This window comes from Rhizorhapis sp. (assembly GCF_035276005.1).
GTDB lineage: Bacteria > Pseudomonadota > Alphaproteobacteria > Sphingomonadales > Sphingomonadaceae > Rhizorhapis.
Map to the genome: position 1 here is coordinate 1 of NZ_DATEMB010000032.1, position 21369 is coordinate 21369.

At 63.4% G+C, this 21369-nt stretch carries 17 protein-coding genes and 1 tRNA gene; 5 read left to right on the forward strand and 13 right to left on the reverse strand.

The window, feature by feature from the left end; all coding sequences use genetic code 11:
* Window positions 1–103: 103 nt before the first annotated feature.
* The 7 genes from VJS46_RS07455 to VJS46_RS07485 all read right to left on the reverse strand — a co-directional run bounded on the left by VJS46_RS07455 (window position 104) and on the right by VJS46_RS07485 (window position 10350).
* A complete protein-coding gene (locus VJS46_RS07455) occupies window positions 104–1153 on the reverse strand; it encodes a DUF7146 domain-containing protein (protein ID WP_324059125.1) in 1050 nt (349 codons plus the stop codon).
* A gap of 1 nt (window position 1154) precedes the next feature.
* Window positions 1155–5504 carry a strawberry notch family protein gene (locus VJS46_RS07460; protein WP_324059127.1) on the reverse strand — a complete coding sequence of 1450 codons (4350 nt, stop codon included), beginning with the start codon at window positions 5502–5504 and terminating at the stop codon, window positions 1155–1157.
* Between the two features lie 44 nt (window positions 5505–5548).
* Window positions 5549–5764: a DUF6117 family protein gene (locus VJS46_RS07465; RefSeq protein WP_066966578.1), complete on the reverse strand. Its 216-nt coding sequence runs from the start codon at window positions 5762–5764 to the stop codon at window positions 5549–5551.
* Window positions 5751–6269 carry a hypothetical protein gene (locus tag VJS46_RS07470; RefSeq protein ID WP_324059129.1) on the reverse strand — a complete coding sequence of 173 codons (519 nt, stop codon included), beginning with the start codon at window positions 6267–6269 and terminating at the stop codon, window positions 5751–5753. The genes VJS46_RS07465 and VJS46_RS07470 overlap by 14 nt, the downstream gene beginning before the upstream one ends.
* Before the next feature lie 67 nt (window positions 6270–6336).
* Entirely contained in the window at window positions 6337–8406 is a 2070-nt protein-coding gene (locus VJS46_RS07475) for a ParB/RepB/Spo0J family partition protein (protein WP_324059131.1), read from the reverse strand.
* 127 nt (window positions 8407–8533) lie between these two features.
* Entirely contained in the window at window positions 8534–9727 is a 1194-nt protein-coding gene (locus VJS46_RS07480; RefSeq protein WP_324059133.1) for a DUF932 domain-containing protein, read from the reverse strand.
* A gap of 548 nt (window positions 9728–10275) precedes the next feature.
* A tRNA-Gly gene (locus VJS46_RS07485) sits at window positions 10276–10350 on the reverse strand.
* A gap of 175 nt (window positions 10351–10525) precedes the next feature.
* Between VJS46_RS07485 and VJS46_RS07490 the strand changes: the two genes are divergently transcribed.
* From VJS46_RS07490 to VJS46_RS07500, 3 genes are read left to right on the forward strand one after another with little or no spacing between them, the layout of a single operon-like run.
* The gene (locus VJS46_RS07490) at window positions 10526–11437 is read left to right on the forward strand and encodes a tetratricopeptide repeat protein (protein ID WP_324059135.1); all 912 of its coding nucleotides are present in this window, start codon (window positions 10526–10528) and stop codon (window positions 11435–11437) included.
* A 14-nt stretch (window positions 11438–11451) separates the two neighbouring features.
* Window positions 11452–12066, forward strand: a complete 615-nt coding sequence (locus VJS46_RS07495; protein WP_324059137.1) for an LON peptidase substrate-binding domain-containing protein — start codon at window positions 11452–11454, stop codon at window positions 12064–12066.
* Window positions 12063–12269 carry a Trm112 family protein gene (locus VJS46_RS07500; RefSeq protein WP_324059139.1) on the forward strand — a complete coding sequence of 69 codons (207 nt, stop codon included), beginning with the start codon at window positions 12063–12065 and terminating at the stop codon, window positions 12267–12269. The genes VJS46_RS07495 and VJS46_RS07500 overlap by 4 nt, the downstream gene beginning before the upstream one ends.
* A gap of 7 nt (window positions 12270–12276) precedes the next feature.
* Here VJS46_RS07500 and VJS46_RS07505 read toward each other — a convergent pair whose 3' ends face one another.
* From VJS46_RS07505 to VJS46_RS07530, 6 genes are all read right to left on the reverse strand, one after another.
* Window positions 12277–13485: a UbiH/UbiF/VisC/COQ6 family ubiquinone biosynthesis hydroxylase gene (locus VJS46_RS07505; RefSeq protein ID WP_324059141.1), complete on the reverse strand. Its 1209-nt coding sequence runs from the start codon at window positions 13483–13485 to the stop codon at window positions 12277–12279.
* Between the two features lie 226 nt (window positions 13486–13711).
* The gene (gene phbB / locus VJS46_RS07510) at window positions 13712–14434 is read right to left on the reverse strand and encodes an acetoacetyl-CoA reductase (RefSeq protein WP_324059143.1); all 723 of its coding nucleotides are present in this window, start codon (window positions 14432–14434) and stop codon (window positions 13712–13714) included.
* Window positions 14435–14469: 35 nt separating this feature from the next.
* Complete coding sequence (gene hemH, locus VJS46_RS07515) at window positions 14470–15477, reverse strand: ferrochelatase (protein WP_324059145.1); 1008 nt, start codon at window positions 15475–15477, stop codon at window positions 14470–14472.
* A complete protein-coding gene (locus tag VJS46_RS07520) occupies window positions 15478–17739 on the reverse strand; it encodes a xanthine dehydrogenase family protein molybdopterin-binding subunit (RefSeq protein ID WP_324059146.1) in 2262 nt (753 codons plus the stop codon).
* Window positions 17740–17850: 111 nt separating this feature from the next.
* On the reverse strand, window positions 17851–18282 hold the full coding sequence (locus VJS46_RS07525; RefSeq protein WP_324059148.1) for a CoA-binding protein: 432 nt from the start codon (window positions 18280–18282) through the stop codon (window positions 17851–17853).
* Window positions 18283–18341: 59 nt separating this feature from the next.
* Window positions 18342–19313 carry an Mrp/NBP35 family ATP-binding protein gene (locus VJS46_RS07530; RefSeq protein WP_324059149.1) on the reverse strand — a complete coding sequence of 324 codons (972 nt, stop codon included), beginning with the start codon at window positions 19311–19313 and terminating at the stop codon, window positions 18342–18344.
* A 70-nt stretch (window positions 19314–19383) separates the two neighbouring features.
* On the opposite strand from VJS46_RS07530, the gene hflK reads away from it, so the two are divergent.
* Entirely contained in the window at window positions 19384–20481 is a 1098-nt protein-coding gene (hflK, locus tag VJS46_RS07535) for an FtsH protease activity modulator HflK (protein WP_324059151.1), read from the forward strand.
* Complete coding sequence (locus VJS46_RS07540; protein WP_324059153.1) at window positions 20481–21326, forward strand: protease modulator HflC; 846 nt, start codon at window positions 20481–20483, stop codon at window positions 21324–21326. Before hflK ends, VJS46_RS07540 begins: the two co-directional genes overlap by 1 nt.
* Window positions 21327–21369 lie beyond the last annotated feature (43 nt).

The following is a 21369-nucleotide window of genomic DNA, read 5'->3' on the forward strand; positions in this document are numbered from 1 at the left end:
CGGTCCTCCCGGATCGCCCCTAAAGAAGGCCGGGTGGGTCCGGCATGGCTTCGCGGAACTGCCCATGCCGGGGACCATCATCCTGATCCCGTCTCGGCCCGGCTCAGCGACGTTGAAATCGCGCCCGGTCGGTCTCGTGCAATTGATCGACGACCCGCTCGCCCAGAACCGATGGCCCATGCAGGCGCAAGTCGTCGTTGAAGTCGCCCAGCTCAGGCATGAGCGAGAGTAGTTCGATCCCAGCTGCCAATGCCCGCTCGGTCAGGATTGAGAGCGCTGCGTCCCCGGCCGCATCGCGATCGCGAGCGACGTATAGGCGGCGAAGCATTGGCGGGAACAGGATGGCGGCGAGGTGCGACGAGGAGGTGGCGGCGGCGAGTGGCAAGGTCGGCAGGACTTCGCGTAAGGAGAGCATGGTCTCGATGCCTTCGCTTGCGGCGATGACATCCTGCGCCTTCCCGAACCGGATTGCATGCCCAAGGATATTGCCCATTGCACGGCGCGGCGATGCGACTGCGGCTTTCATGCTGCCGGATGGATCGAGCCAGGTGCGATGGGTGCCGGTCTGGGTGCCTTCGTGATCGGTGACCGAAGCAATCAAAGCCGCAAATGCAACAGGCGTACCGGGCACATCGTAGTCGTTGGGCCGATAGTAGCAGCGGGGGTGGAATCGCAGCGCTGGCAGGTCGACAAGATGCGTGATGCCACGCGATTGCAGGTAGGTCGCCGCCAACGTGCCGACAATCGGCTTGGAAGCTGCGAACAGTCTCCTTGCGGCGGTTGGCGACCCTGCGCGTGCTGGTGGACCGGGCGAGAGCCTCCGCTCGTCGTCGTCAGCCGATGGCGGCAGCGACAGGAAGCGTTCGGCTTCGTCGATGGTCTCGGCAAGCCGCCCGTGGCGCTGGTTCAGCCGGATAAGGTCGATGAGGTCGCCATGTTCACCGGTCGCCGCATCGACCCAGTTGCCGATCGTACCGCGTTCGTTTTCGAAGAGGCGGACGTAGAGGCTGCGTCCGGGCGTACCGGCAACATCGCCAACCATCCAGTAGCGTCCCTCGCGGCGTCCTGCAGGGAGGTAATGGCGGCAAACGGCCTGCGCGTTCTGGGCGAGCCGTTCCGACAGATCCGCTGCGCGCGTGGAAAGCTGTCCCATGTCACGCAGCCTTGCGATCAAGGATGCGGGCTAGCGGATTGCGTTCGAACAAGCGCTCGAGAATCTGGCACCCGGCAATGGTATCGTCGGGGACGAACAGGCGCAGCTTCCAGCTGATAATCTCCGAGAACAGACCCATCGCCTTCAGTCGGTCCACAGCCGTCGGAGCAAACCCGGTCAGTTCGATGCGGTTCACCTGCATCAACCGCGAGCGGCGCAGTTGCAGGCCGTCGGCGAGGTCGAGCACCGTATGCCCCTCGCGCAGCAAGGCCAGCGCTTGCGGCGGGGATAGTTCGGGCGCGGTAGTCTTAGCCGTGGCGCTCGCTGCCCATGCAGGTGAGACCCTGCGCCCGACAATGCTCATGCCATCGTCGGTCTGGAGCCGGTAAACGCGGGTCGATTCCTCCGGCAGCCGCTTCCAGATGGGCAGCAGCAGCCCGGTGACAATGTGCAGTTCGCTTTGCGTGAACTCCTCCACCTGCGCCACCTCGGCCTGCCAGGTCGAAGAGAAGGTCCGTTCGTCGACCTCTTCCCAGGCTGTCTCGGGCAAATGGTGAGCCGCGAAGTTTAGCCGCTCCATCGGCCGGATCAGCCGTACCCGCCGTTCAACCTCGCCATCGTCGAGCATGACGCTTCGCGCTGGAAGCTGCACGGCAGCGCGTTTCGAGCGGGAGTTGACCAGCAGCCGCGCGCCCGGCTCGCATAGCAGGTCGAGCGCCTTGTCGAGCGCCAGCGGCTGGTTGCGCTCGCGCATGGCAATGGTGAGCAGCCGGGTTTCGGCACCGGTGGCCGGGTGGACGTAGATCGGTTCGCTGCCGGTGACGGAGAAGCTGTCGGCGACCAGCGTTTCCAGCCCGACATCGTAGCTTCCCGACGCAATCGCACTCTCGACCTTGGCGCTGAGCAACTGTTCGAAAACCGTGAACAGCACGTTCTGCATCGAAATCGTGAGCGCCAGCAGTCGGTTGAGAAAGGTCGTGATCGGCGGCAGCTCGTCCCTGATACAGCCGCTACCATCGGTCAGCGTCAGCCCGGTCATGGCCTCGAAGGTGGCCAGCGAGCAATGCTCGACCTTGCCCGCGTAGATCAGCAGGTAGAACTGCCGCAGCGCTGCATGGGCATAGGGGCTTTCGAGATTGTCCTCAGGGCGGAACAGCCCCTGGCCGCCGGTCTGGCGTTGGCCGCGGGTGATCGCGCCCAGCGTGTCGAGCCGCCGCGCGATGGTCGAGAGGAAGCGCTTTTCCGCCTGAACGTCGGTGGCGACCGGACGGAACAGCGGGGGCTGCGCCTGGTTGGTGCGGTTAGTTCGACCAAGCCCCTGGATCGCGGTATCGGCCTTCCAGCCCGCTTCGAGCAAGTAGTGGTGGCGCAGCCGCTGGTTCCGGGCGCCGAGATCGGCATGGTAGCTGCGCCCGGTGCCCCCGGCGTCGGAGAACACGAGGATAGGCTTCCTGTCTTCCATGAACGCCTGCGCTTCGGCGAGATTGGCGTGGGCGGGACGGTTCTCGACCACGAACCGCTCCCCGTCCGCATCGACCTTGCGGACAATGCGCCGCGAACGCCCGGTCACCTCGGCGACCATATCGGTGCCGAACCGCTGGACGATCTGGTCGAGCGCGCCTTGCACCGGCTCCATCGCTGCCAGTTTCTCGGCCAGGCAGTCACGCCGTTCTATGGCTTCCCGGCACTCTATCACGTTCCCGGCATCGTCATAGGCAGGACGCGAGGCGAGATTGCCGTCGCCATCGGTGTAGGTCTCGTGAAGCTGGGTCGGGAAGCTGTGCACCAAATAGTCCAGGACATATTCGCGAGGAGTTACATCGCAGGAAATGTCGTTCCATTCGCCTGGATCGATCTCGGCTAGGCGGCGGGAGAGCAGGGCTTCTCCGGTCGAGACGATCTGCACCACGGCGGCGTGGCCATCGGCAATCCCCTGCTCGATCGCCCGGATCAGGGTCGGCGTTTTCATCGCAGTGATGAGGTGGTTGAAGAAGCGCTGCTTGGCGGATTCGAAGGCCGACCGTGCCGCCGACTTGGCCTGGCGGTTCAAGGTGCCCTCGCTGCTGCTGGTCACGCCCGAAGCTTCAAGCGCCGCGTCGAGGTTGTTGTGTATGACCTGGAAGGCTCCGGCATAGGCGTCGTAAATCCGCACCTGGTCAGGGGTGAGTTTGTGCTCGACCAGCTCGTATTCGACGCCTTCGTAAGATAGCGACCGCGCGGCATAGAGCCCGAGCGCCTTGAGATCGCGGGCCAGCACTTCCATCGCCGCGACGCCGCCCGCCTCGATGGCCGCGACGAAATCGGTGCGTTTGTCGAACGGGAAATCCGCGCCGCCCCACAGGCCAAGCCGCTGTGCATAGGCGAGGTTCTCGACCGTGGTCGCCCCGGTCGCGGAGACGTACAGCACGCGGGCATCAGGCAATGCGTGCTGCAGGCGCAGCCCGGCGCGTCCCTGCTGCGAGGGAGCGCTGTCGCCCCGGTCGGATTTGCCGCCACCAGCATTCTGCATCGCATGGCTCTCGTCGAAAATTATGGCCCCGTCGAAGTCGGACCCCAGCCAATCGACGATCTGCTGAACCCGCGAAACCCGGTTCTCACGCGCATCGGAGCGTAGCGTGGCATAGGTCGTAAAAAGGATGCCCTGCTCGAGCCGGATGGGTGTGCCCTGGCGAAAGCGGGCGAGCGGCTGGATCAGCAGCGGCTCCTGGCCGAGCGCGCGCCAGTCGCGCTGGGCGTCTTCGAGCAGCTTGTCGGATTTCGAGATCCAGACCGCACGGCGACGGCCCTTGAGCCAGTTGTCTAGCAGTACGCCTGCGACCTGGCGTCCCTTGCCCGCGCCGGTGCCGTCGCCGAGGAACCAACCTTTGCGGAACCGGACGGCCTTGTCGCAGTCGTCGGGTGCGGCCTCGACCTTGTCGAACGTGGCATCAACCGTCCAGTTCCCGGCAAGGTGCACGGCATGGGCTTCGCCCGCGTAGATCACCGATTCCAGCTGGGCGTCGGAAAGCAGCCCCTTTTCGACTAGCCCTAAGGGCAGATGCGGCTGGTAGCTGGGCATGGGCGGCGCGACCGAGGCCATCGCAGCCGACTGGACGAGGCGGGTCGGATGCGGTTGTGCGCCCGCGATCCGGATCGATTGCAGCACATAAGGCTCGTAGAGCGCGTCGGTCAGGCGGCCGCCACTGGTCGCAGCCCAATCGACAGTGTCATAGTTGAGCACGACTCCGGCGGCTTCAACCGGCGGCACGGCAACAAGGCGAGGTGTAGGAGCGGCGGCTCGGCGGCTAGTTCTAGCGATCTTTCCCGGCGATGGGATCGCAGGCAGGACCGCAACCGGTGCCCGCGTTGGCAGCGCATCGACCAGCATTCGCAGCAGGCTTGGCAGATCGGCGGCCGTCACGTGCGATGGCGGAAAGACGCCGGGATCGTCCGCAGGCACCTTGTCGATCACCGTCAGCCGGGTCTCGAAAGTCGTGCCGTGGCTCGCGTAGATGCTGCCTGCGATCGGCGCGGTGAACACAACTTGCGCCTTTTCCTGCAACCTCACGAAGCTGTCGCGCCAGGCCGCATGATCCGGCGTACAATGGCTCCCCGTGATCGCGACGAGCCGCCCGCCTACGGCAAGTCGGGCCAGCGCCGAGACGATGTGGCGGAATGCGGCATCGGCGACGCGGGTCTCGACGCCGAGCGAGGCCGAGAACGGCGGGTTCATGACGATGCACGTCGGCACCACGCCCTCATCGAGCCGATCGTGGATCTGCGCCGCATCGTGCCCGGACACGCTTGCGCGCTCGAACAGATGCCGCAGCAGTTCAAGCCGCGTGTCGGCAACCTCGTTGAGCGCCAGGCCTGCGCCGGCAAGTTCGGCCTGTACCGCCAGCAACCCGGTGCCCGCCGACGGTTCCAGTACCAATTCGCCCGGTTGAAATTTCGCGGCGAACCCTGCGACCCAGGCGAGGCCAAGCGGCGCCGAGAACTGCTGGTATTGCACCATGTCCTCGCTGCGCCGGGTCTGGGTGGGCGTAAGGCGAGAAATCCGTTCGACAAGCTTCAGCCGTTCGAACGGATCAGCGGTCTTGGCGTGGATGGCAGGGCCATAGCGGCGCAGGAACAGCAACTGGGCGATTTCGAGCGCTTCGTAGGCGGTCTTCCAGTCCCAGGCCCCGCTGGAATCGCTGGCACCAAAGGCCGATTGCATGGCGGTGCGGATGGCGGGCGCATCCATCCGGCGACCTGCGGCAAGGTGGCCGAGCAGGTCCTGAGCGGCTTCGATGATGGAGTGGGCAGCCTGGTCCGGACGAGCGGAAGCAAGCGGGCGCGTGGAAGCACCCGCCAAAGGCGAGTTGGTCATGGATTTGATCCTTGGATTGGAAGTGTTGAGAGGCCTGCGCGCGCTCAGGCGGGCGGGATATAGGCGTCGTAAGGGTTGCCGGGCGCGAGATGACCGAACGGCGTCATCACGTAATCACCATCATCGCGGCCAACGGCGCACAGGACATAGCGGGTCTCGCCGCTGCCGACCTCGGTGCATTCCATCAGCGCCAGGTTGCCGTCCTTGGCAGCCCTGAGCAGAGTGTTGAAATTGGTGCGGGCATAGTCAGGAATCGCCATGACAGATCTCCCCGTTGACCGCAGCTTCCTTGTAGAATCGGTCGAACAGTGTGTGGGTCGATTCCGAGCGGATCGCGCTGGCGGTGATCAGCATGGCGAGACCGCCAAAGCCATCGGGGCGCATCTTCGAGCAGGTGAAGGCCATGGTGACCGTCAGTTCCTGAAGGTCGGGCGAGCGGCGCACGATGTCCTGCAGCACGTCGGGCCAGAGGTCACCGGCCATGTCGAGTTCGATATCATCCTCTCCCAGGATGGCGTTGGGCTGCTCATCGATCAGCTTCTGCGCCAGGCGGCTGGTTTCGGGGGTGGCCGCATCGAGGGCGGAGCGGACTTCAGCTGCTGGCAATGAGATCAGATCACTCGCGCCTTCTTCGCTGAAATAATACGCGGCCTCGCCGACGAGCTCCTCGTTGAAGACCTGAGCAAGAAACATCCGCTCGATCGGGAACATCGCCGAAAGCGGAATCACGGGATCGACCACTGTGGGCGTGAAATAGTCAGCCATGGCATGGCTCCTTTGAAAGTTTGGGGGGAAGGCACGCGGGGCGACCAGTGCCGCCCCGCGCACCGGTTCATTCGGCGGCGATCGCCATCGGATCGAATTCGCCATCCTCATCATTGAGGAAGTCGGGCAGGTCAGTGTCGGATGCTGCCTGCTCGGCAGCTTCGATAACCGGTTGCCGCAACGGTTCGGGTAGCCAGCCCGTGCCTTCAAGCAGCCGTTCGGCCTCGCGCGCCATGTCGCCCTTCTTGAGATGCTCGATCAGCACGGCGGTTGCATCGCCCTTGGCTTCGCGCACGGCTTCGATGATGCGGGGCTTGGTCACGCGGCTAAGATAGTTGTTGACCGTCGGCGTCCAGCCTGCGCCGGCCATGTCGAGGCCGACGACCGACGCCAGGGCATCAGCCGCAGCGATCCGGCAGGCAACGCCGTGCGCCGAAATTTGACCGCCGTAGCCCTTGACCGGTTCGAACAGCGCGTTGACGCCGAGCGAGACGCAATGGGCGAGCAGCGCCATCTGCTCGTCATGGGCCAGCGCGGTCAGCGCATCCCAAAGCGCAGCGGGTTCGTCGGGCAGGCGCGCCGCCCACTGCTCGTGCCGTTCCTGGATCGCCAGGCTCCATGGCGTCTCGCGCAGGTTCGGAGCGACATTGTCGAGCCAGGCCTGGGTCACGCCGATCTGCACGCAGCCATGGGTGCCGTGCGAGCGGAACACCGACAGGGTGAGTGCGTGGAGAACGGCAATGAATGCCGCCCCCGCATCCTGCGCAAGCGCATTGCGCAGCGCCACCGTGCGCACGGCCGTCAGCTCGGAGACAAGCCGATCAGGCAGCGGACGGATGGCATCGTCCTCATCGTCGCCCTGGTGCTCATCCTGGACCTGACCGCCAACGCTGATCGCCGGGCCGGTGGCCTGTTGGCCAGCTTCAGCATCGACCGCCGCACCTTCGTCCTCGACAACAGGCTCGTCGCCGGGCCGGACATAGCCGCGGTCGATCCGTAGCCGCCCGTCGTGCGCCAGTGAGACGAACACGCCTGCCCGCGCTAACTCATCGGGCTCATAGACCACCGGGCGAGAGGTGAGCGGCGTCAGCTCGGCGTCGATCTCGGTCAGCCGGGCATCGACCTCGTCGGGCAGGTCGCAGCCATCGCGGTACTCCTCGCCGATCGCGTCGTATTCCTCGACCAGGGCATCGAGTCGGGCCTGTTCCTCGTCGGTCAGCGGAACCGTCGTGCCGGTGATCCGGCGCTTGCCGCGCTCGCAGCCGTAAGGCAGGTCAATCGCGGCCTCGACCCATTTCCAGCCTTCGGCACCGATTTCCTGCGCTGCTTCGTTGAGCTTTTCGTTCACCAGCAGTTCGACCAGCGCCGGATCCTGCAGCCAGCCAGCCTCCTCGCTCGAGAACAGGTCTCGCATCACATAGCCGCCCGCCTCGGTGTAGGCCTCGATGCCGATGAAGCGCACGCGCCGGTCGCTCGCCGCAATGGCTTGTTCGGTCAACAGACGGCGGATGTGGTAGGCCGGAACGTGCTGACCCTGGTTGACCTGTTCCCAGACCTGCTCCTGGCGGGCATGGTTGTCGGTGACCGAGAAGGCCATGAGCTGTTCGAGCGACATGCCGTCCTCGCCGTAGACGTCGAGCAGGCTGGGCGCGACTGAAGCAAGGCGCAGGCGCTGGCGCACGGTCGAGACCGAGACGAAGAACCGCGCCGCGATGTCCTCCTCGCTGAGGCCCGCCTCGACGAGCGCGTTGAAGGCGCGGAACTGGTCGAGCGGGTGGAGCCCTTCGCGCATGACGTTCTCGGCGAGCGAGTCTTCTTCGGCGATGCCGCCCTCGCGCACTACGCAAGGGACGGGCTGGTCCTTGGCCATGCGCTTCGACTTCACCAGAAGCTCGAGCGCGCGGAAGCGGCGACCACCGGCCGGCACCTCGAACAGACCGGTCTCCTTGCCATCATCGTCGAGCATGGCGCGGACGTTGAGGCTCTGGAGCAGGGTGCGGCGATAAATGTCATCGGCAAGGTCCTCGATCGAGAGGCCCGCCTTCACGCGCCGCACGTTCTTCTGGCTCAGCACCAGCTGCGAGAACGGGATGTCGCGCGAGGAACTGAGCACCAGCTTGGGAACAGACTTGGTCATGGCAATTCTCCATGACGGGCCGCCGGGAGCCTCTCTCCCGGACCTCGACCCGTCACGAAGCGAAGCGCCGCCCTTTCACTCTGGAGAGAGCAGCGCCGCGCTGGAGAAACACCGGGAAGAGCAGGACTCAGTGAACCCGGTCGAGCAACTTCTTCGCCTTGCCCTCCATGTCGAGGCGGGCATCCTGGTGGGCCTTGTCGCGCGCCAGCGCGGTGATCCCCTGCACGAAGTCGAAGATCGACTCCGGCGGACGGCCTTCCTCGGCCAGCACGGTTTGGATGATCTTGCCAGTCTCGGCCTTTGAGAACCCTCGCGCCCGCAGGAAATCGCTGCGATCCTCGTCGGTGCGTGCAACGATCTGCTCGCGCGCGGCTTTAATGCCGTTGACGAAGGGCAGCGGCGAAGAATTGGCGAAGCCCTCCAGCGCCGGTGCGGCTTCGTGGGCGAAGCGGTTCGCGGCATATTTGCTGTGCCGGATGGAGATTTCCTCGAAGTCTTCGACGCCCCAGAGGTTCCGGTTCTGGCAGACGGCGCGCAGGTAGAAGTTCGCCATGCCCAGAGTCTTGGCCCCGACTTCCGAGTTCCAGCAGTAGAACCCGCGGAAGAAAAGATCAGGCGATCCGTCGGGCAGGCGCCCTGCTTCGATCGGGTTGAGATCATCGACCAGGAACAGGAAGACATCCCGGTCCGAGGCATAGAGCGTGGTCGTGTCGCGGGTGATATCGACGAGGGGATTGTAGGTGCCGGTTGACCAGTCGAGCACGCCGGGCACCTTCCAGCGGGTGTCGCCGGTGCCGTTGCCAGCGATCTTCTGCACGGCCTCGACAAGTTCATGGTCGTAGATGCGGCCATAATCAGGGCCAGTGACGGCGCGCAGTTCGAGCCTGCCGTTGTCGGTTTCGAGCGTCTTGATCTGCTCAGTCCGGTTCGAGGTCAGGCCGTATTGCAGGTTGATCGCCGCCAGCGGCGCAGGCAGCTGGCGGAGGTAGGCGGCGGGCGCGCCGACCTGGCTTGCGAGCTGGCCGAAGCTCCAGTGGGTCGGCGTGACCGGCGCATCCGCGCCCGGCAGAATTAGCGCGAGGCGCTCGGGATCGTTGCGGTTTGCCTCGACGTGGATCAGCGCGCTTTCGACGACGCGGGTGCGGCTGCGCTCCGACCGGCCACGCAAAGAGCGAGCGAGATCATTGAGTGACAAGAAACGCTCATCATCGGGCCGCGAGAACCATTCCGATGACACGCGGCCATTATGGGAGCCGCGGGACACATCGACCTTGTAGCCGCCGCTGAAGTCACGGCGCGCATCGAGAACCTGCATGTTCATGGGAAAATCTCCATGACGGGCGGCCGGGAGCCTCTCTCTCGACCTTCATCCCGTCACGGCGAAGCCCGCCAACCTCTCACTCTCACCTGCTCATGCTAACGTCGCGCGAGCGGCCCGAGAGATTGCCAAGGCAAGAAACCGCACCCTGACGGGAGGCGGTGGTCGCTACCTTGCCCGTGCAGGCAGAAAGGCGGGCCTGTCGGCTTTCCGAGCCTGCACATGCACACCTAGCCGCCGGAGGCAGAGTGCGCGCGGGGCCTTCTTCATTAGGCATCGCTCCCTCAGGAGCAGGCCGCGAGGGCTGCGGGACAGAGCGCGTCATCAGCCCCGCTCCGATTCTCGGGGTGTTGCGGGGTGTCCCCGCAGAGGTGGGTAAGGAGAAGACGCATTGCGGCTTCGACCAGGGAGGAGACTTCCTCCCGCCGAAAAATACTATTTGTGCGCCAGAAATACCCTGTTTGGTGGACGCCCGGTGGACGCCACTAGCCGAAGCGCACCGTGGACGCTGATGCCGCGGCGTCAGAATACATTGATATATTTAGGAAAACTGGAGCGGGCGAAGGGATTCGAACCCTCGACCCCAACCTTGGCAAGGTTGTGCTCTACCCCTGAGCTACGCCCGCTCGGCGGCCAGTGGGGTGTGTCCACTGGCAGGTGAGGCGCGGCAACTAGCATCGGTTTGGGGACTGGGCAAGTCCCTTTTGTTCATTCCCCAAACAATTTCTCCTGACGGTTGCGTAACCGGCGCATAGCCCCACATTATGTGCTATTCACACTGGGGATAGCAGGAGACGATCATTGGCGACGCTGGGATTGAGCGAGGCTGAGAAGACGGCGGTGGAGGCTTTCCGGCGGGACGTTGTGGAGCCCTCCATGACCCAGCTTGTCATTGTCGATTTCTGGGCGGAATGGTGCGGCCCCTGCAAACAGCTGACGCCTGTCATTGAAAAGATCGCGGCTGAATATGCGCCCAAGGGCGTGAAGCTGGTCAAGATCAATGTGGATGAGAACCGCTTCATCGCCAGCCAGTTCCGCGTGCAATCCATCCCGACCGTCTATGCGCTGTTCCAGGGGCAGCCGGTGGCTGACCTGACCCAGGCGCGCACAGAGGCACAGTATCGCAAGATGCTGGACCAGCTATTGTCCCAGCTTCCTATTCAGACCCCGGAAAAGAGCCTTACCGAGCAGATCGCGCCGTTGCTTGCCATGGGAGAAGAGGTGCTGGCGAGCGGCGATGCACAGCGGGCGCTCAGCATCTTTACCCAGATCATAGACATGGCGCCCGGTAATGCCGACGCGCAGGCAGGGCAATTGCGGGCGCTCATCGCCATGGGAGAGGCGGGTGAGGCGGAGGTGATCTATGGGGAACTGCCCGAGGATCTGAAAAAGAACGCCGCCATTGCTCGTGTTCGCTCGGCGCTCGACTTGGCGAAGGCCGCCCAGCCCGTCGACAATCTCGCAGAACTTCAGCAGCGCTTGTCCGCCAATCCGGATGACCATGCGGCACGGTTCGAACTGGCGGGCGGCCTGATGGCACAGGGCGACAATGACGGCGCGGCCGATGCGCTGCTGGAGATCATACGGCGGGAGCGCGACTGGAATGATGGCGCGGCGCGCTCTCAATTGCTGAAGCTGTTTGAGGTTGTCGGCCTTGAAGATCCCTGGGTTTCGGCCCAGCGGCGGCGCCTATCGGCCATTCTCTTTGGCTGAGTGAAACCCGTCGCATGACCGTCCAGCGCATATCCATTTTCCCCTTGGCGGGCGCGCTGCTGTTTCCCCGGATGCATTTGCCATTGCACATATTCGAGCCGCGCTATCGCGCCCTGGTCAGCGATGCGATGGCCCGCGACCGCCGGATCGGAATGATTCAGCCGCGCGGCCTTGGTCTTTCGCCGCCACTTTTCGACATTGGCTGCCTCGGCCGGATCGCGGATGTCGAAGCGCTGGAGGACGGCCGATTCAATATCGTTCTGGAAGGAATTGCCCGGTTCCGGGTGTTGAAGGAACTGAACGTGACGACGCCCTTCCGCCAGATCGAAGCGGAACTGGAGGATGAAGGCGCATCGGACGATGCGCTGGCGGGCGTAGAGCGCGCGGCCCTGGAGCAGGAGGCCAAGCGGTTTGCGGAGCTTCAGGGCTATGCCGTCGACTGGAATGCCGTTTCACGGCTCGATGACGAGGCGCTGATCAACGGGATTGCGCAGATCGCGCCCTTTGATGCGGCGGCGAAGCAGGCGCTGCTGGAGGCTGACAGCCTTAATGCGCGGTCCGAGCTTATCATTCAGCTCCTGCAGTTCTTCGGACGCCATGACGGCGATGATCGGGCGACCTTGCAATGAGCAAGCCCGACCCTGAATTGCTGAAGATATTGGTTTGTCCTGTCACGCGCGGCCCCCTGCGCTATGATGAGGAGGCGCAGGAACTGATTTCCGAACAGGCAGGACTTGCCTTTCCGATTCGCGACGGTGTGCCCGTGATGCTTGTCGAAGAGGCACGGCGCCTGGACGAGGGCGGGCCGGCTCAGCCTGGCCAACCGGCCTGACAGGATTTCAGATCGTTAATCCCTGCAGCAGTTTCGGCACATCGCCCGATTCACCGCGCGCCTCGCTCATGAAGCGGTTTTTGAGCGGGGGAAGCCCGCCGATAATGCCCATGCCCAGCCGCCGTACCGCCGACGCGGCCCCGCCCGGCAGGCCGAACAGGCGAATAACGCTGTCGCTGACCCCCGACACCATCAGATTGTCAAGGCTGCGCCAGCGGTCATAGCGCTTCAGCAATTGCGCGTCGCCCGGATCAAGGCCAAGGCGCATGCCCTCCACCAGAACTTCGGTCAGGGCGGCCACGTCGCGGAAGCCAAGGTTCAATCCTTGTCCGGCCACCGGATGAATGCCATGCCCGGCGTCTCCGACCAGCGCCAGCCGCGTATCAACGATGCGGGCGCTATGGTGGAAGCCGAGCGGAAAGCTGGAGCGGGGCGCCGCAAGGCTGATTTTGCCAAGGAAGCCGCCCATGCGCTTGTGCATCTCTGCGAGGAAGGCGCGTTCGTTGAGCGCCAGCATCGCGGCGGCGTGTTTCTTAGGCACTGTCCAGACAATAGCGGACCGGGTTCCGGGCAGCATAGGCAGGAGGGCGAGGGGACCGTCCGCCTGAAAGATTTCGAAGGCCGTATTCTCGTGCGGTTCCTGATGGTGAATGGCGGTGATGATCGCCACTTCATCATAATCCCAGCGGGCCGCTTTGATATGGGCGGCCTCACGCGTGGGGGAATGCCGCCCTTCGGCAGCGACAAGCAGAGGCGCGGAAAGAACCGCACCGTTATCCAGCGTTACTTCCACCCCGCTCAGGTCCCGCTCCACCCTTGCTGCTTTTGACGGGATGTGAAGTGTCAAATGCTTCGCGGCCCCTGAAGCGGCTCGCAGGGCAAGGCGCAGTTCGCGATTTTCGAACATGATGCCTAGCGGATCGTCATTTTCCGATGTTTCGAATTCCAGCGTTCCGGGCGAAAGGCCGTCGCTGACCCAGATCTTGCGAATGGGACAGCCTTTCCCCGCCAGATGGGGCTCAAGGCCGACCGCCTGAAGCAAACGGTAACTGGAACTTGAAATGGCGGAAACGCGGCCGTCGAAATCGGGTGCAGTGGTTTTCTCGGGATCAGCGGGATCGACCACCGCGCAGCCGATGCCATGGGCGTCAAGCGCCAGTGCCAATGTCATCCCGGCCAAGCCGCCGCCCAAAATGATGACATCGCTATGCTGCATGGCCGCTCCCGTCCGGCATTGAAATCCGCGAGCCTATGTAGGCGGGCCGAAGCGCTATGGGAAGCCGCTTAGAGGTGATCCGGCTCGTCGTCGCCGTCAGAGCGCGATCTTTCCGGTGCCAGCTCAAACCCGCTTGGTCTGATCTTGCCGAAAAGCCGCACTTGTCTTTGCAGAAAGTGAGACCTCGACTGGATCAGCAAGCGGGCCCGAGCGGGTCGCCGGACCCTTAATACATATGCTGTCCGCCGTTGATCGACAGCGTCGAACCAGTGATGAATGCAGCATCTTCGGCGCAGAGGAACGCTACGCCCCGAGCGATTTCTTCCGCATGGCCAAGGCGGCCCACGGGAATTTTGGCGACGATCTTTTCAAGCACGGGTTCCGGCACGGCTGCCACCATTTCAGTGTCGATATAACCTGGCGCGATGGCGTTTACGGTGACGCCGTTTTTCGCGCCCTCCTGTGCCAGAGCCTTTGTGAAGCCATGGATGCCGGATTTGGCGGCGGCATAGTTGACCTGCCCATATTGACCCGCCTGGCCATTGACTGAGCCGATATTCACGATCCGGCCCCAGCCGCGTTCCCGCATGCCGGGGAAGCAGGCCTTCGCCATGTTGAAGCAGCCCCCGAGGTTTATGCGGATCACTTCATTCCAGTCTTCAAAGCTCATCTTGAGAAGAATGCCGTCACGGGTGACGCCTGCATTGTTGATCAGGATGTCAATCGGGCCAAGTTCATCGGCAATCTGCGCGCATCCATCCCGGCAGGCGCCGAAATCCCCCACATCCCATCTGTAACTCCTGATGCCGGTTCGTTCGGTAAAGGCCGTCGCTTTCTCCACATTTCCCGCATAGTTCGCCGCCACCGTCACACCCATGTCCCTGAGCGCCAGGCTGATCGCTTCGCCGATACCGCGGGTGCCGCCGGTTACTACTGCTACTCGGGTCATGGTGGGTTCTCCTTCGCCTTAAAACTTCGGCCGCTTTATCGGAGCGGCCGCCAACCGGACAGTTCGCGACCCAGAATCTTGCCATACATGACGATAGCTTCGTCCTCTGCGTTTAGACAGGGGAGGAAAGCGAATTTTTGGCCACCTTGGCTCAAAAAAATCTCCCGTGCCCTAAGGGCAATTTCTTCCAGCGTCTCGATGCAATCAGCGCTAAAGCCGGGTGTTGTTACGGCGATATGACGTACCCCCGATTTCGCCATTTCGGTCAATGCCGCATCGGTTGCTGGCTCCAGCCATTTGGCCCTGCCGAAGCGGGACTGGAAGCTGACGGCAACTTCCCTGCCCAATGCTTCCCCCAGCAAGCGGGCGGTCTTGCGGCAATGGCAATGATAGGGGTCACCCAGTTCCAGTGTCCGCTGCGGCATGCCATGGAAGCTGGCGAGGAGCAGGTCTGGGGTGAAATCCAGGGCCGCCAATTGCCTTTCGATGAGCGACTTCAACGCCGCGATATAGTCGGCGTCGTCATGATAGGGTGGAAGCGTGCGGATCGCGGGTTGCCAGCGCATATGGCTCAGCACGCGATAGACCTCATCCTGCACGCTTGCCGTGGTGGCGCCGCAATATTGGGGATAGAGCGGCGCGATCAGGATCCGGTCGCATCCCGCTTCAGCCATGGCGCGAAGCCTGCTTTCGATCGACGGATTGCCATAGCGCATCGCCCAATCGATAAGGATATCATCGCCCATGTGCCGCTGCAGCCTCTCGGCCTGCGTCCGGGTGATCACCGCTAGCGGCGATCCCTCCGCCGTCCAGATCTGGCGATAGGCATGGGCTGACTTTTTCGGCCGCACGTTAAGGATGATGCCGCGCAGGATCGGTTGCCAGAGAAGGGGCGGGATCTCCACCACACGTGGGTCCGACAGGAACTGCTTCAGATAGCGTTTCACCGCCTTTGGTTCCGGGGCGTCAGGCGTGCCGAGATTGATGAGCAACAGTCCGGTACGGGGGGAGGGGAGCGACGGGTGTTTATCGGGTAATGGCAATTATCTTTCCCCCAGAAGCGGCAATGTGCGAAAGCGTTCGCCGGTGATGGTGAACAAGGCGTTGGCCATGGCCGGTGCCACCGCGGGCACGCCGATCTCGCCAACGCCCCCGGCTTCTTCCCTGCTGCGAATGAACTCGACCGTGATGTCGCCGACGTCGGCGAGTAGCGGCAGCTTCAGATCGCCAAGCCTCATCTTCCGCGGCATTCCCCGCCGGTAGGGCGTGGTGGCGCCCATGGCGGAGGCGAGGCCGAAGATGAGGCCGCCCTCGATCTGCTGGCGGGCAATGTCGGGGTTCACCAGCGTGCCGCAGTCCACGGCTGCCACCATCCTGCCGACGCTGAGCTTGTTGCCCTTCAAGTTGGCTTCCACCACGACTGCGATGTGGCTTCCGCCCATGCTGTGGCAGGCAATGCCTTGTCCGCTGCCCGCAATCCCCCCCTGCCAACCGCCAAGCGCCGCCGCAGTTGAAAGGCAATGGGCAAGGCGGGGATGGCCCCCCAGCATCTGCATGCGGAAGGACATGGGCTCTATGCCCGCGATCTTCGCCAGCTCATCGACGAAGCATTCGTTGAAGAAAGCCGCATAATGGTCCGCATTGCCGCGCCAGAGCCCGGAGGGGAGACCCACATCAACCGGATAATGGTCGATGGCGAGAGCACCCATATGATAAGGCGGAACCAGCCCCGATATGGCGGCGCGTTCGGCCGTCGCCCCAGTGCTTTCCCGCGCCTCATGCGGCAGAACGCCATCCGCCACCCGCTTCCAGAGTTCAGACAGAGCCGAAGGGACCGCGATCTTTGCCGACCAACCCTCAATGAATCCGCCGCGCCCGAGCTTGGCCTCCAGCCGCGCATGGGCCGGAGGGCGGGGACGGTCGTGAATGATATCCTCGGCCCTGGACCAGAGCAGTTGCACGGGACGGTTCATCTCCTGTGCGATGATTGCCGCCTGAACGGCTGCGTCCGCCTCCATCTTGCGGCCGAACGAACCGCCTGCGAGCATGGGATAGATGACGACCGAACTTTCAGCCAGACCAAGCGCGCGAGCGACCGCGGCACGGGCAAAGGCCGGTGCCTGCGACGGCAGCCAAAGTTCCGCCTCGCCTTCATGCACCCGCGCCGTCGCGGCCATGGGTTCCATGGCCAGATGGAGCGCAGGGGCGACCTGATATTCGCTCGCGGCGATCTGGGCTCCGGCGAAGATGCTTTCCAGGTCCCCTTCGTGCACGAAGCGTTCGCCTTGGGCGCCATCAAGGGCTGCCTCCAGCGACTGGCTGATGAAGCTGTTGTCGATCAGCCTGCCTTCGACCGTGAACAGGGGATCAAGCAGATCCAGCGCCTTGTTGGCCGCCCACCAGTTGGTGCCCGTCACCGCCACCCAGCGTTCATGCCGGATGATCTTCAGGAAGCCTGCGACCTTTTTTGCCTCCGCCTCGTTGACGGATTTCAGGCGGACATTGCCGATCGGTCCCTGACGAATGGAGGCATAGACCATGTCGGGCAGGCGGATGTCTGCGGCGTAATTGGCAGAACCGTCAATCTTTGAAGGAACGTCGAGGCGGGGGAGATCACGGCCGACCAGATCGTCTTCGGACTTCGGCCGAAGCGGCAGGTCTTGGGGGACGTCATACTCCGCCGCCTCCGCTGCCAGTTCGCCAAAGCGAAGCCTCTGATCTCCCAATATGACAAAGCCGTCTTTCGTCTCGCAAGCCTCCCAGTCCACGTCCCAGCGGGCCGCTGCGGCCTTGCAGAGGAGAATGCGTGCCGCTGCGCCGGCCTCGCGATAGCTGCCCGCGAACATCCGGACCGATGTCGAACCACCGGTCAGCATCATATTGTTGCGGATCGCATATTGGCGCACCGCCCAATCGCCTGCCTTGCCGATGAGCGTCGGCATCTCCTCGCCCAGCCATTGCCCGGCGAGCAGCGTATTGGCGTAGATCGGATTGATCGGCGCTGGCTGCACCGCGACCGTGCGCCAGTCGGCCCCCAGTTCATCCACCAATATCTGGGGCAGCAGGGTATAGACGCCCTGACCAAGTTCGGCCTGAGGAACCACGACCACCACCTGACCGTCGCGCCCGATCTTCAGGAAGCCGTTCATCACCTGCTCGCCTTCGGCGGCGTTCAGATTAGGCGCATAGCTGCGGGGCCAAAGCGCCCAGGCGACCAGAAGGCCGGCGCTGGCGCCACCGCCAATCAATATCTGGCGGCGGCTAAGCCCCGCCGGTTGCTCTTCACTGGCCCTGACGCGCGTCATGCCGGTGTGATAGAGGGGGAAGAGACAGGGCGGAAGGGGCGAAGTGCCCGGCGGGAGGGATTTTTGAGTGGTTCTGGGCTTTTACCACTCAGTTCCAGCGAGGGACGGGGCTCATCCTTCCACCCGCGCTATGCCGAGCCGTGAAATTTCAATTTTCGGACAATGGTTCATCACGACCTTCAATCCCGCTGCTTCGGCGTGCCTCGCGGCCTCCTCATTGACGACGCCGATCTGCATCCAGACAGATTTTGCGCCTGCCTTGATGGCGGCGTCCACCGCCTCACCAGCGGCGTCGCTGCGGCGGAAGATATCGACCATGTCAATCGGGACGCCAATCTGATCCAGGCTGGCCCAGACGAATTCGCCATGCACATGTTCGCCAGCGATCGTGGGATTGACCGGCAGGACGCGATAGCCCTGCTTCTGAAGGAAGGCCATGACGCCATAGCTGGGGCGCATGGGATCATCCGACGCGCCGATCATGGCAATGGTGCGGGTTTCGCGCAGCAACTCCGCAATATCTTCGTCACGGGTGAGGGGCATGGGGCTTCTCCTTCCGGCCAGATGTGGGGAGGGCCGGCGGAGATGCAATTGATTCACCCTTATCTTGGCCGGCTATTCTCCACCCAGCGGGCGAGTTTCTCCGCAATGGCCATGAATGGGACTCCCTCGGCTCCGTCCGAAGCGGCCGGGGGCTGCCCGGCGTCGGACGCTTGGCGGATAGCGATATCCAGCGGGATACGGCCAAGGAAGGCCATGCCCATGGATTTGGCCGCTGCCTCCGCGCCGCCCGTGCCGAAGGGATCGGACACTTCGCCGCAATGGGGGCAGGCATAGCCCGCCATATTCTCGATAAGTCCGATCATCGGAATGTCGGCCTGCTCGAACAGATGCACGGCCCGGGTGGCGTCGATCAGCGCCAGATCCTGCGGCGTCGATACGATGATGACTCCCGCAGGCTTATGCTTCTGCATCATGGAAAGCTGGACATCGCCGGTCCCGGGGGGCAGGTCGACGATCAACAGATCGATGTCGCCCCATTGGGCGTCGATCAACTGGCCAAGCGCATTTCCGGCCATCGGTCCACGCCAGGCGATCGCCTGACCGGGCTTGACCAACTGGCCCATGGACAGCATCGGCACGCCGTAGGCATTGGGCACGGGCACCAGCTTGTTGTCCTCGGCCGTGGGCTTTACGCCTTCGCTGCTCAAGAGACGCGGCTGGGAGGGCCCATAGATGTCGGCATCGACCAGACCCACTTTCTGGCCAAGCCGCTTGAGGGCGATGGCGAGATTGGCGGCCACGGTCGACTTTCCAACGCCGCCCTTTCCGCTGCCGACGGCGATGAGGCGAACGGCCTTTTTTTCAGCCGTCATTGCGATGCGCACGTCGCGAATATCCTGAAGCGACTTCATCTGGCCACGGATACCGGCCTCCAGCACCTCCCGCTGCATGGGACTAAGGCCGGTTACGTCAAGGACCACGCTCAGCACGCCATCTTTAAGGCGCGGAGCGCTGGCACGGCCCTTGGCCGCTGTCTCCAGCAGTTTTTCGATCTCGCTCAACTCGGTCATGGCGGCCGCATAGTCGAATATCGTGGCAAAGGCACTGTTTTTCCATGGCGGGTGTTCCTATACAGGGGAAATGAGGAAAATTTCCGGGTGGATGGCGCAAATCGGCGCTGCAATGAGTGAAGGTGGGCCTTGGGGCGGGCGCGGAAGCGACGGGTCCAGCGACAGCGGCGACGGGTCGGGCAGCGGCAAGGGGCCACGCAACCCATGGAGCCAGCCTCCTCCGGGCGGACGTCCTCGCGGACGGGGGCCGTCGGCCCTTGACGAACTGCTCCGGCGCGGGCGGGAAGGTTTCGGCGGCGGTTTGCCGCAGCGTCCCGACGCCAGGCAGCTTTGGCCGATCCTGCTGGTCCTGTTCGTGATCATCTGGATCGCTCTTACCTGCGTGCACCGCATTGGGCCGCAGGAGCGGGGCGTGCTGCTGCGGCTGGGCAGCTATGCCGGAACCATGCGGCCCGGCATCAATCTCAGCCTGCCGGCGCCAATCGATTCGGTATCCACCGTCGATGTGGAGGAAATCCGCACCATCAACATTCCGAGCGGCGCGGGCGAGAAGCTGGTGCTGACCGGCGACCAGAATATTGTCGACCTGGCTTATTCGGTCCGCTGGAATATTCGCGACGCGGCGCTTTACAAGTTCCAGCTTGCCGATCCGGACAACACCATCCGCGAAGTAGCTGAATCCGCCATGCGGTCAGTGGTTGCGACTGTCTCCCTTAATGAAACGATCGGCGCTGGACGCACCGAGATCGAGCAGAGGGTGCAGCAGCGGATGCAGGAGATGCTCGATGGCTATCGTTCGGGCATATTGGTGCAGGGTGTCGCCATCAAACAGGCTGATCCGCCCGAAGCGGTGAACGACGCCTTCAAGGAAGTCTCGGCCGCGCAGCAGACAGCGCAGACCTACATGAACGAGGCGCGCGCCTATGCCCAGCAACTTACCGCCAAGGCTCAGGGCGAAGCGGCGGCCTTCGACAAGGTCTATGAGGAATATAAGCTGGCGCCCGAAGTGACCCGGCGGCGCATGTATTATGAAACCATGGAGGAAGTGCTGGCGAATGTCGACAAGACCGTGGTTGAGGCAGGGAATGTCACACCCTATCTGCCGCTGCCGGAGATTCGGAAGCGGGCGCAGCAGTCTGGCACTTCGGGCATGGAGAATGGCCAGTGATGGGTAATGTCGTTCGTAACCCGATTGCCCTGGCGATCATTGCCATCGGCCTCCTCATTCTCATTGGCAGCACGCTGTCGATCGTACCGGAAACCAAGCAAGCAGTGGTGGTCCGCTTTGGCGAACCGGTCCGGATCGTCAACCGCTACAAGCCGAATGAGGATTTCGGACATACTGGCGCTGGCCTTTATGCGCGGATACCCTTTGCCGAGCAGCTCGTCTGGATCGACAAGCGCGTATTGAGTGTCGAAATGGAGCGCCAGCAAGTGCTCTCCACGGACCAGTTGCGGCTGCAGGTCGATGCCTTTGCGCGCTACCGCATTGTCAATCCGCTGCGTATGTACATCACGGCAGGCAGCGAAAGCCGGGTGTCCGACGAACTTCGGCCGATCCTGGGTTCGGCCTTGCGCAATGAACTTGGCAAGCGGCCATTTGCGGCGCTGCTCAGCCCTGAGCGGGGGCAGGTGATGGGCAATATCAAGCGCGGCCTCAACCGCGTTGCCCGCCAATATGGCGCCGAAATCGTCGATGTGCGGATCAAGCGGGCTGACCTGCCTGACGGCACGCCGCTGCAAAGCGCTTTCCAGCGGATGCGGACCGCGCGGGAGCAGGAAGCGCTCACCATCAGGGCGCAGGGCGCGAAACAGGCACAGATCATCCGGGCAGAGGCTGATGCCGCCGCCGCGCGCATTTATGCCGACAGTTTCGGAAAGGATCCTTCCTTCTATGACTTCTATCGGGCAATGCAGAGCTACCGCATGACCTTCTCCCCCAACGCGAAGGGGGACTCGTCGGTCATCCTGTCGCCGGACAATGCCTATCTGAAGGAATTCCGCGGTCGTTAAACTATCGTAACAGGGCTTATTCAATGTAGGTTAATGCGATCAG

Bases quoted from the DNA above. Each gene is read 5' to 3' on its own strand.
- VJS46_RS07455 (WP_324059125.1), bottom strand. From the start codon at position 1,153: ATGGGACAGCTTTCCACGCGCGCAGCGGATCTGTCGGAACGGCTCGCC.
- VJS46_RS07460 (WP_324059127.1), bottom strand. From the start codon at position 5,504: ATGACCAACTCGCCTTTGGCGGGTGCTTCCACGCGCCCGCTTGCTTCC.
- VJS46_RS07465 (WP_066966578.1), bottom strand. From the start codon at position 5,764: ATGGCGATTCCTGACTATGCCCGCACCAATTTCAACACTCTGCTCAGG.
- VJS46_RS07470 (WP_324059129.1), bottom strand. From the start codon at position 6,269: ATGGCTGACTATTTCACGCCCACAGTGGTCGATCCCGTGATTCCGCTT.
- VJS46_RS07475 (WP_324059131.1), bottom strand. From the start codon at position 8,406: ATGACCAAGTCTGTTCCCAAGCTGGTGCTCAGTTCCTCGCGCGACATC.
- VJS46_RS07480 (WP_324059133.1), bottom strand. From the start codon at position 9,727: ATGAACATGCAGGTTCTCGATGCGCGCCGTGACTTCAGCGGCGGCTAC.
- VJS46_RS07495 (WP_324059137.1), top strand. From the start codon at position 11,452: ATGACCGTCCAGCGCATATCCATTTTCCCCTTGGCGGGCGCGCTGCTG.
- VJS46_RS07500 (WP_324059139.1), top strand. From the start codon at position 12,063: ATGAGCAAGCCCGACCCTGAATTGCTGAAGATATTGGTTTGTCCTGTC.
- VJS46_RS07505 (WP_324059141.1), bottom strand. From the start codon at position 13,485: ATGCAGCATAGCGATGTCATCATTTTGGGCGGCGGCTTGGCCGGGATG.
- phbB (WP_324059143.1), bottom strand. From the start codon at position 14,434: ATGACCCGAGTAGCAGTAGTAACCGGCGGCACCCGCGGTATCGGCGAA.
- VJS46_RS07520 (WP_324059146.1), bottom strand. From the start codon at position 17,739: ATGACGCGCGTCAGGGCCAGTGAAGAGCAACCGGCGGGGCTTAGCCGC.
- VJS46_RS07525 (WP_324059148.1), bottom strand. From the start codon at position 18,282: ATGCCCCTCACCCGTGACGAAGATATTGCGGAGTTGCTGCGCGAAACC.
- VJS46_RS07530 (WP_324059149.1), bottom strand. From the start codon at position 19,313: ATGACCGAGTTGAGCGAGATCGAAAAACTGCTGGAGACAGCGGCCAAG.
- hflK (WP_324059151.1), top strand. From the start codon at position 19,384: ATGAGGAAAATTTCCGGGTGGATGGCGCAAATCGGCGCTGCAATGAGT.
- VJS46_RS07540 (WP_324059153.1), top strand. From the start codon at position 20,481: ATGGGTAATGTCGTTCGTAACCCGATTGCCCTGGCGATCATTGCCATC.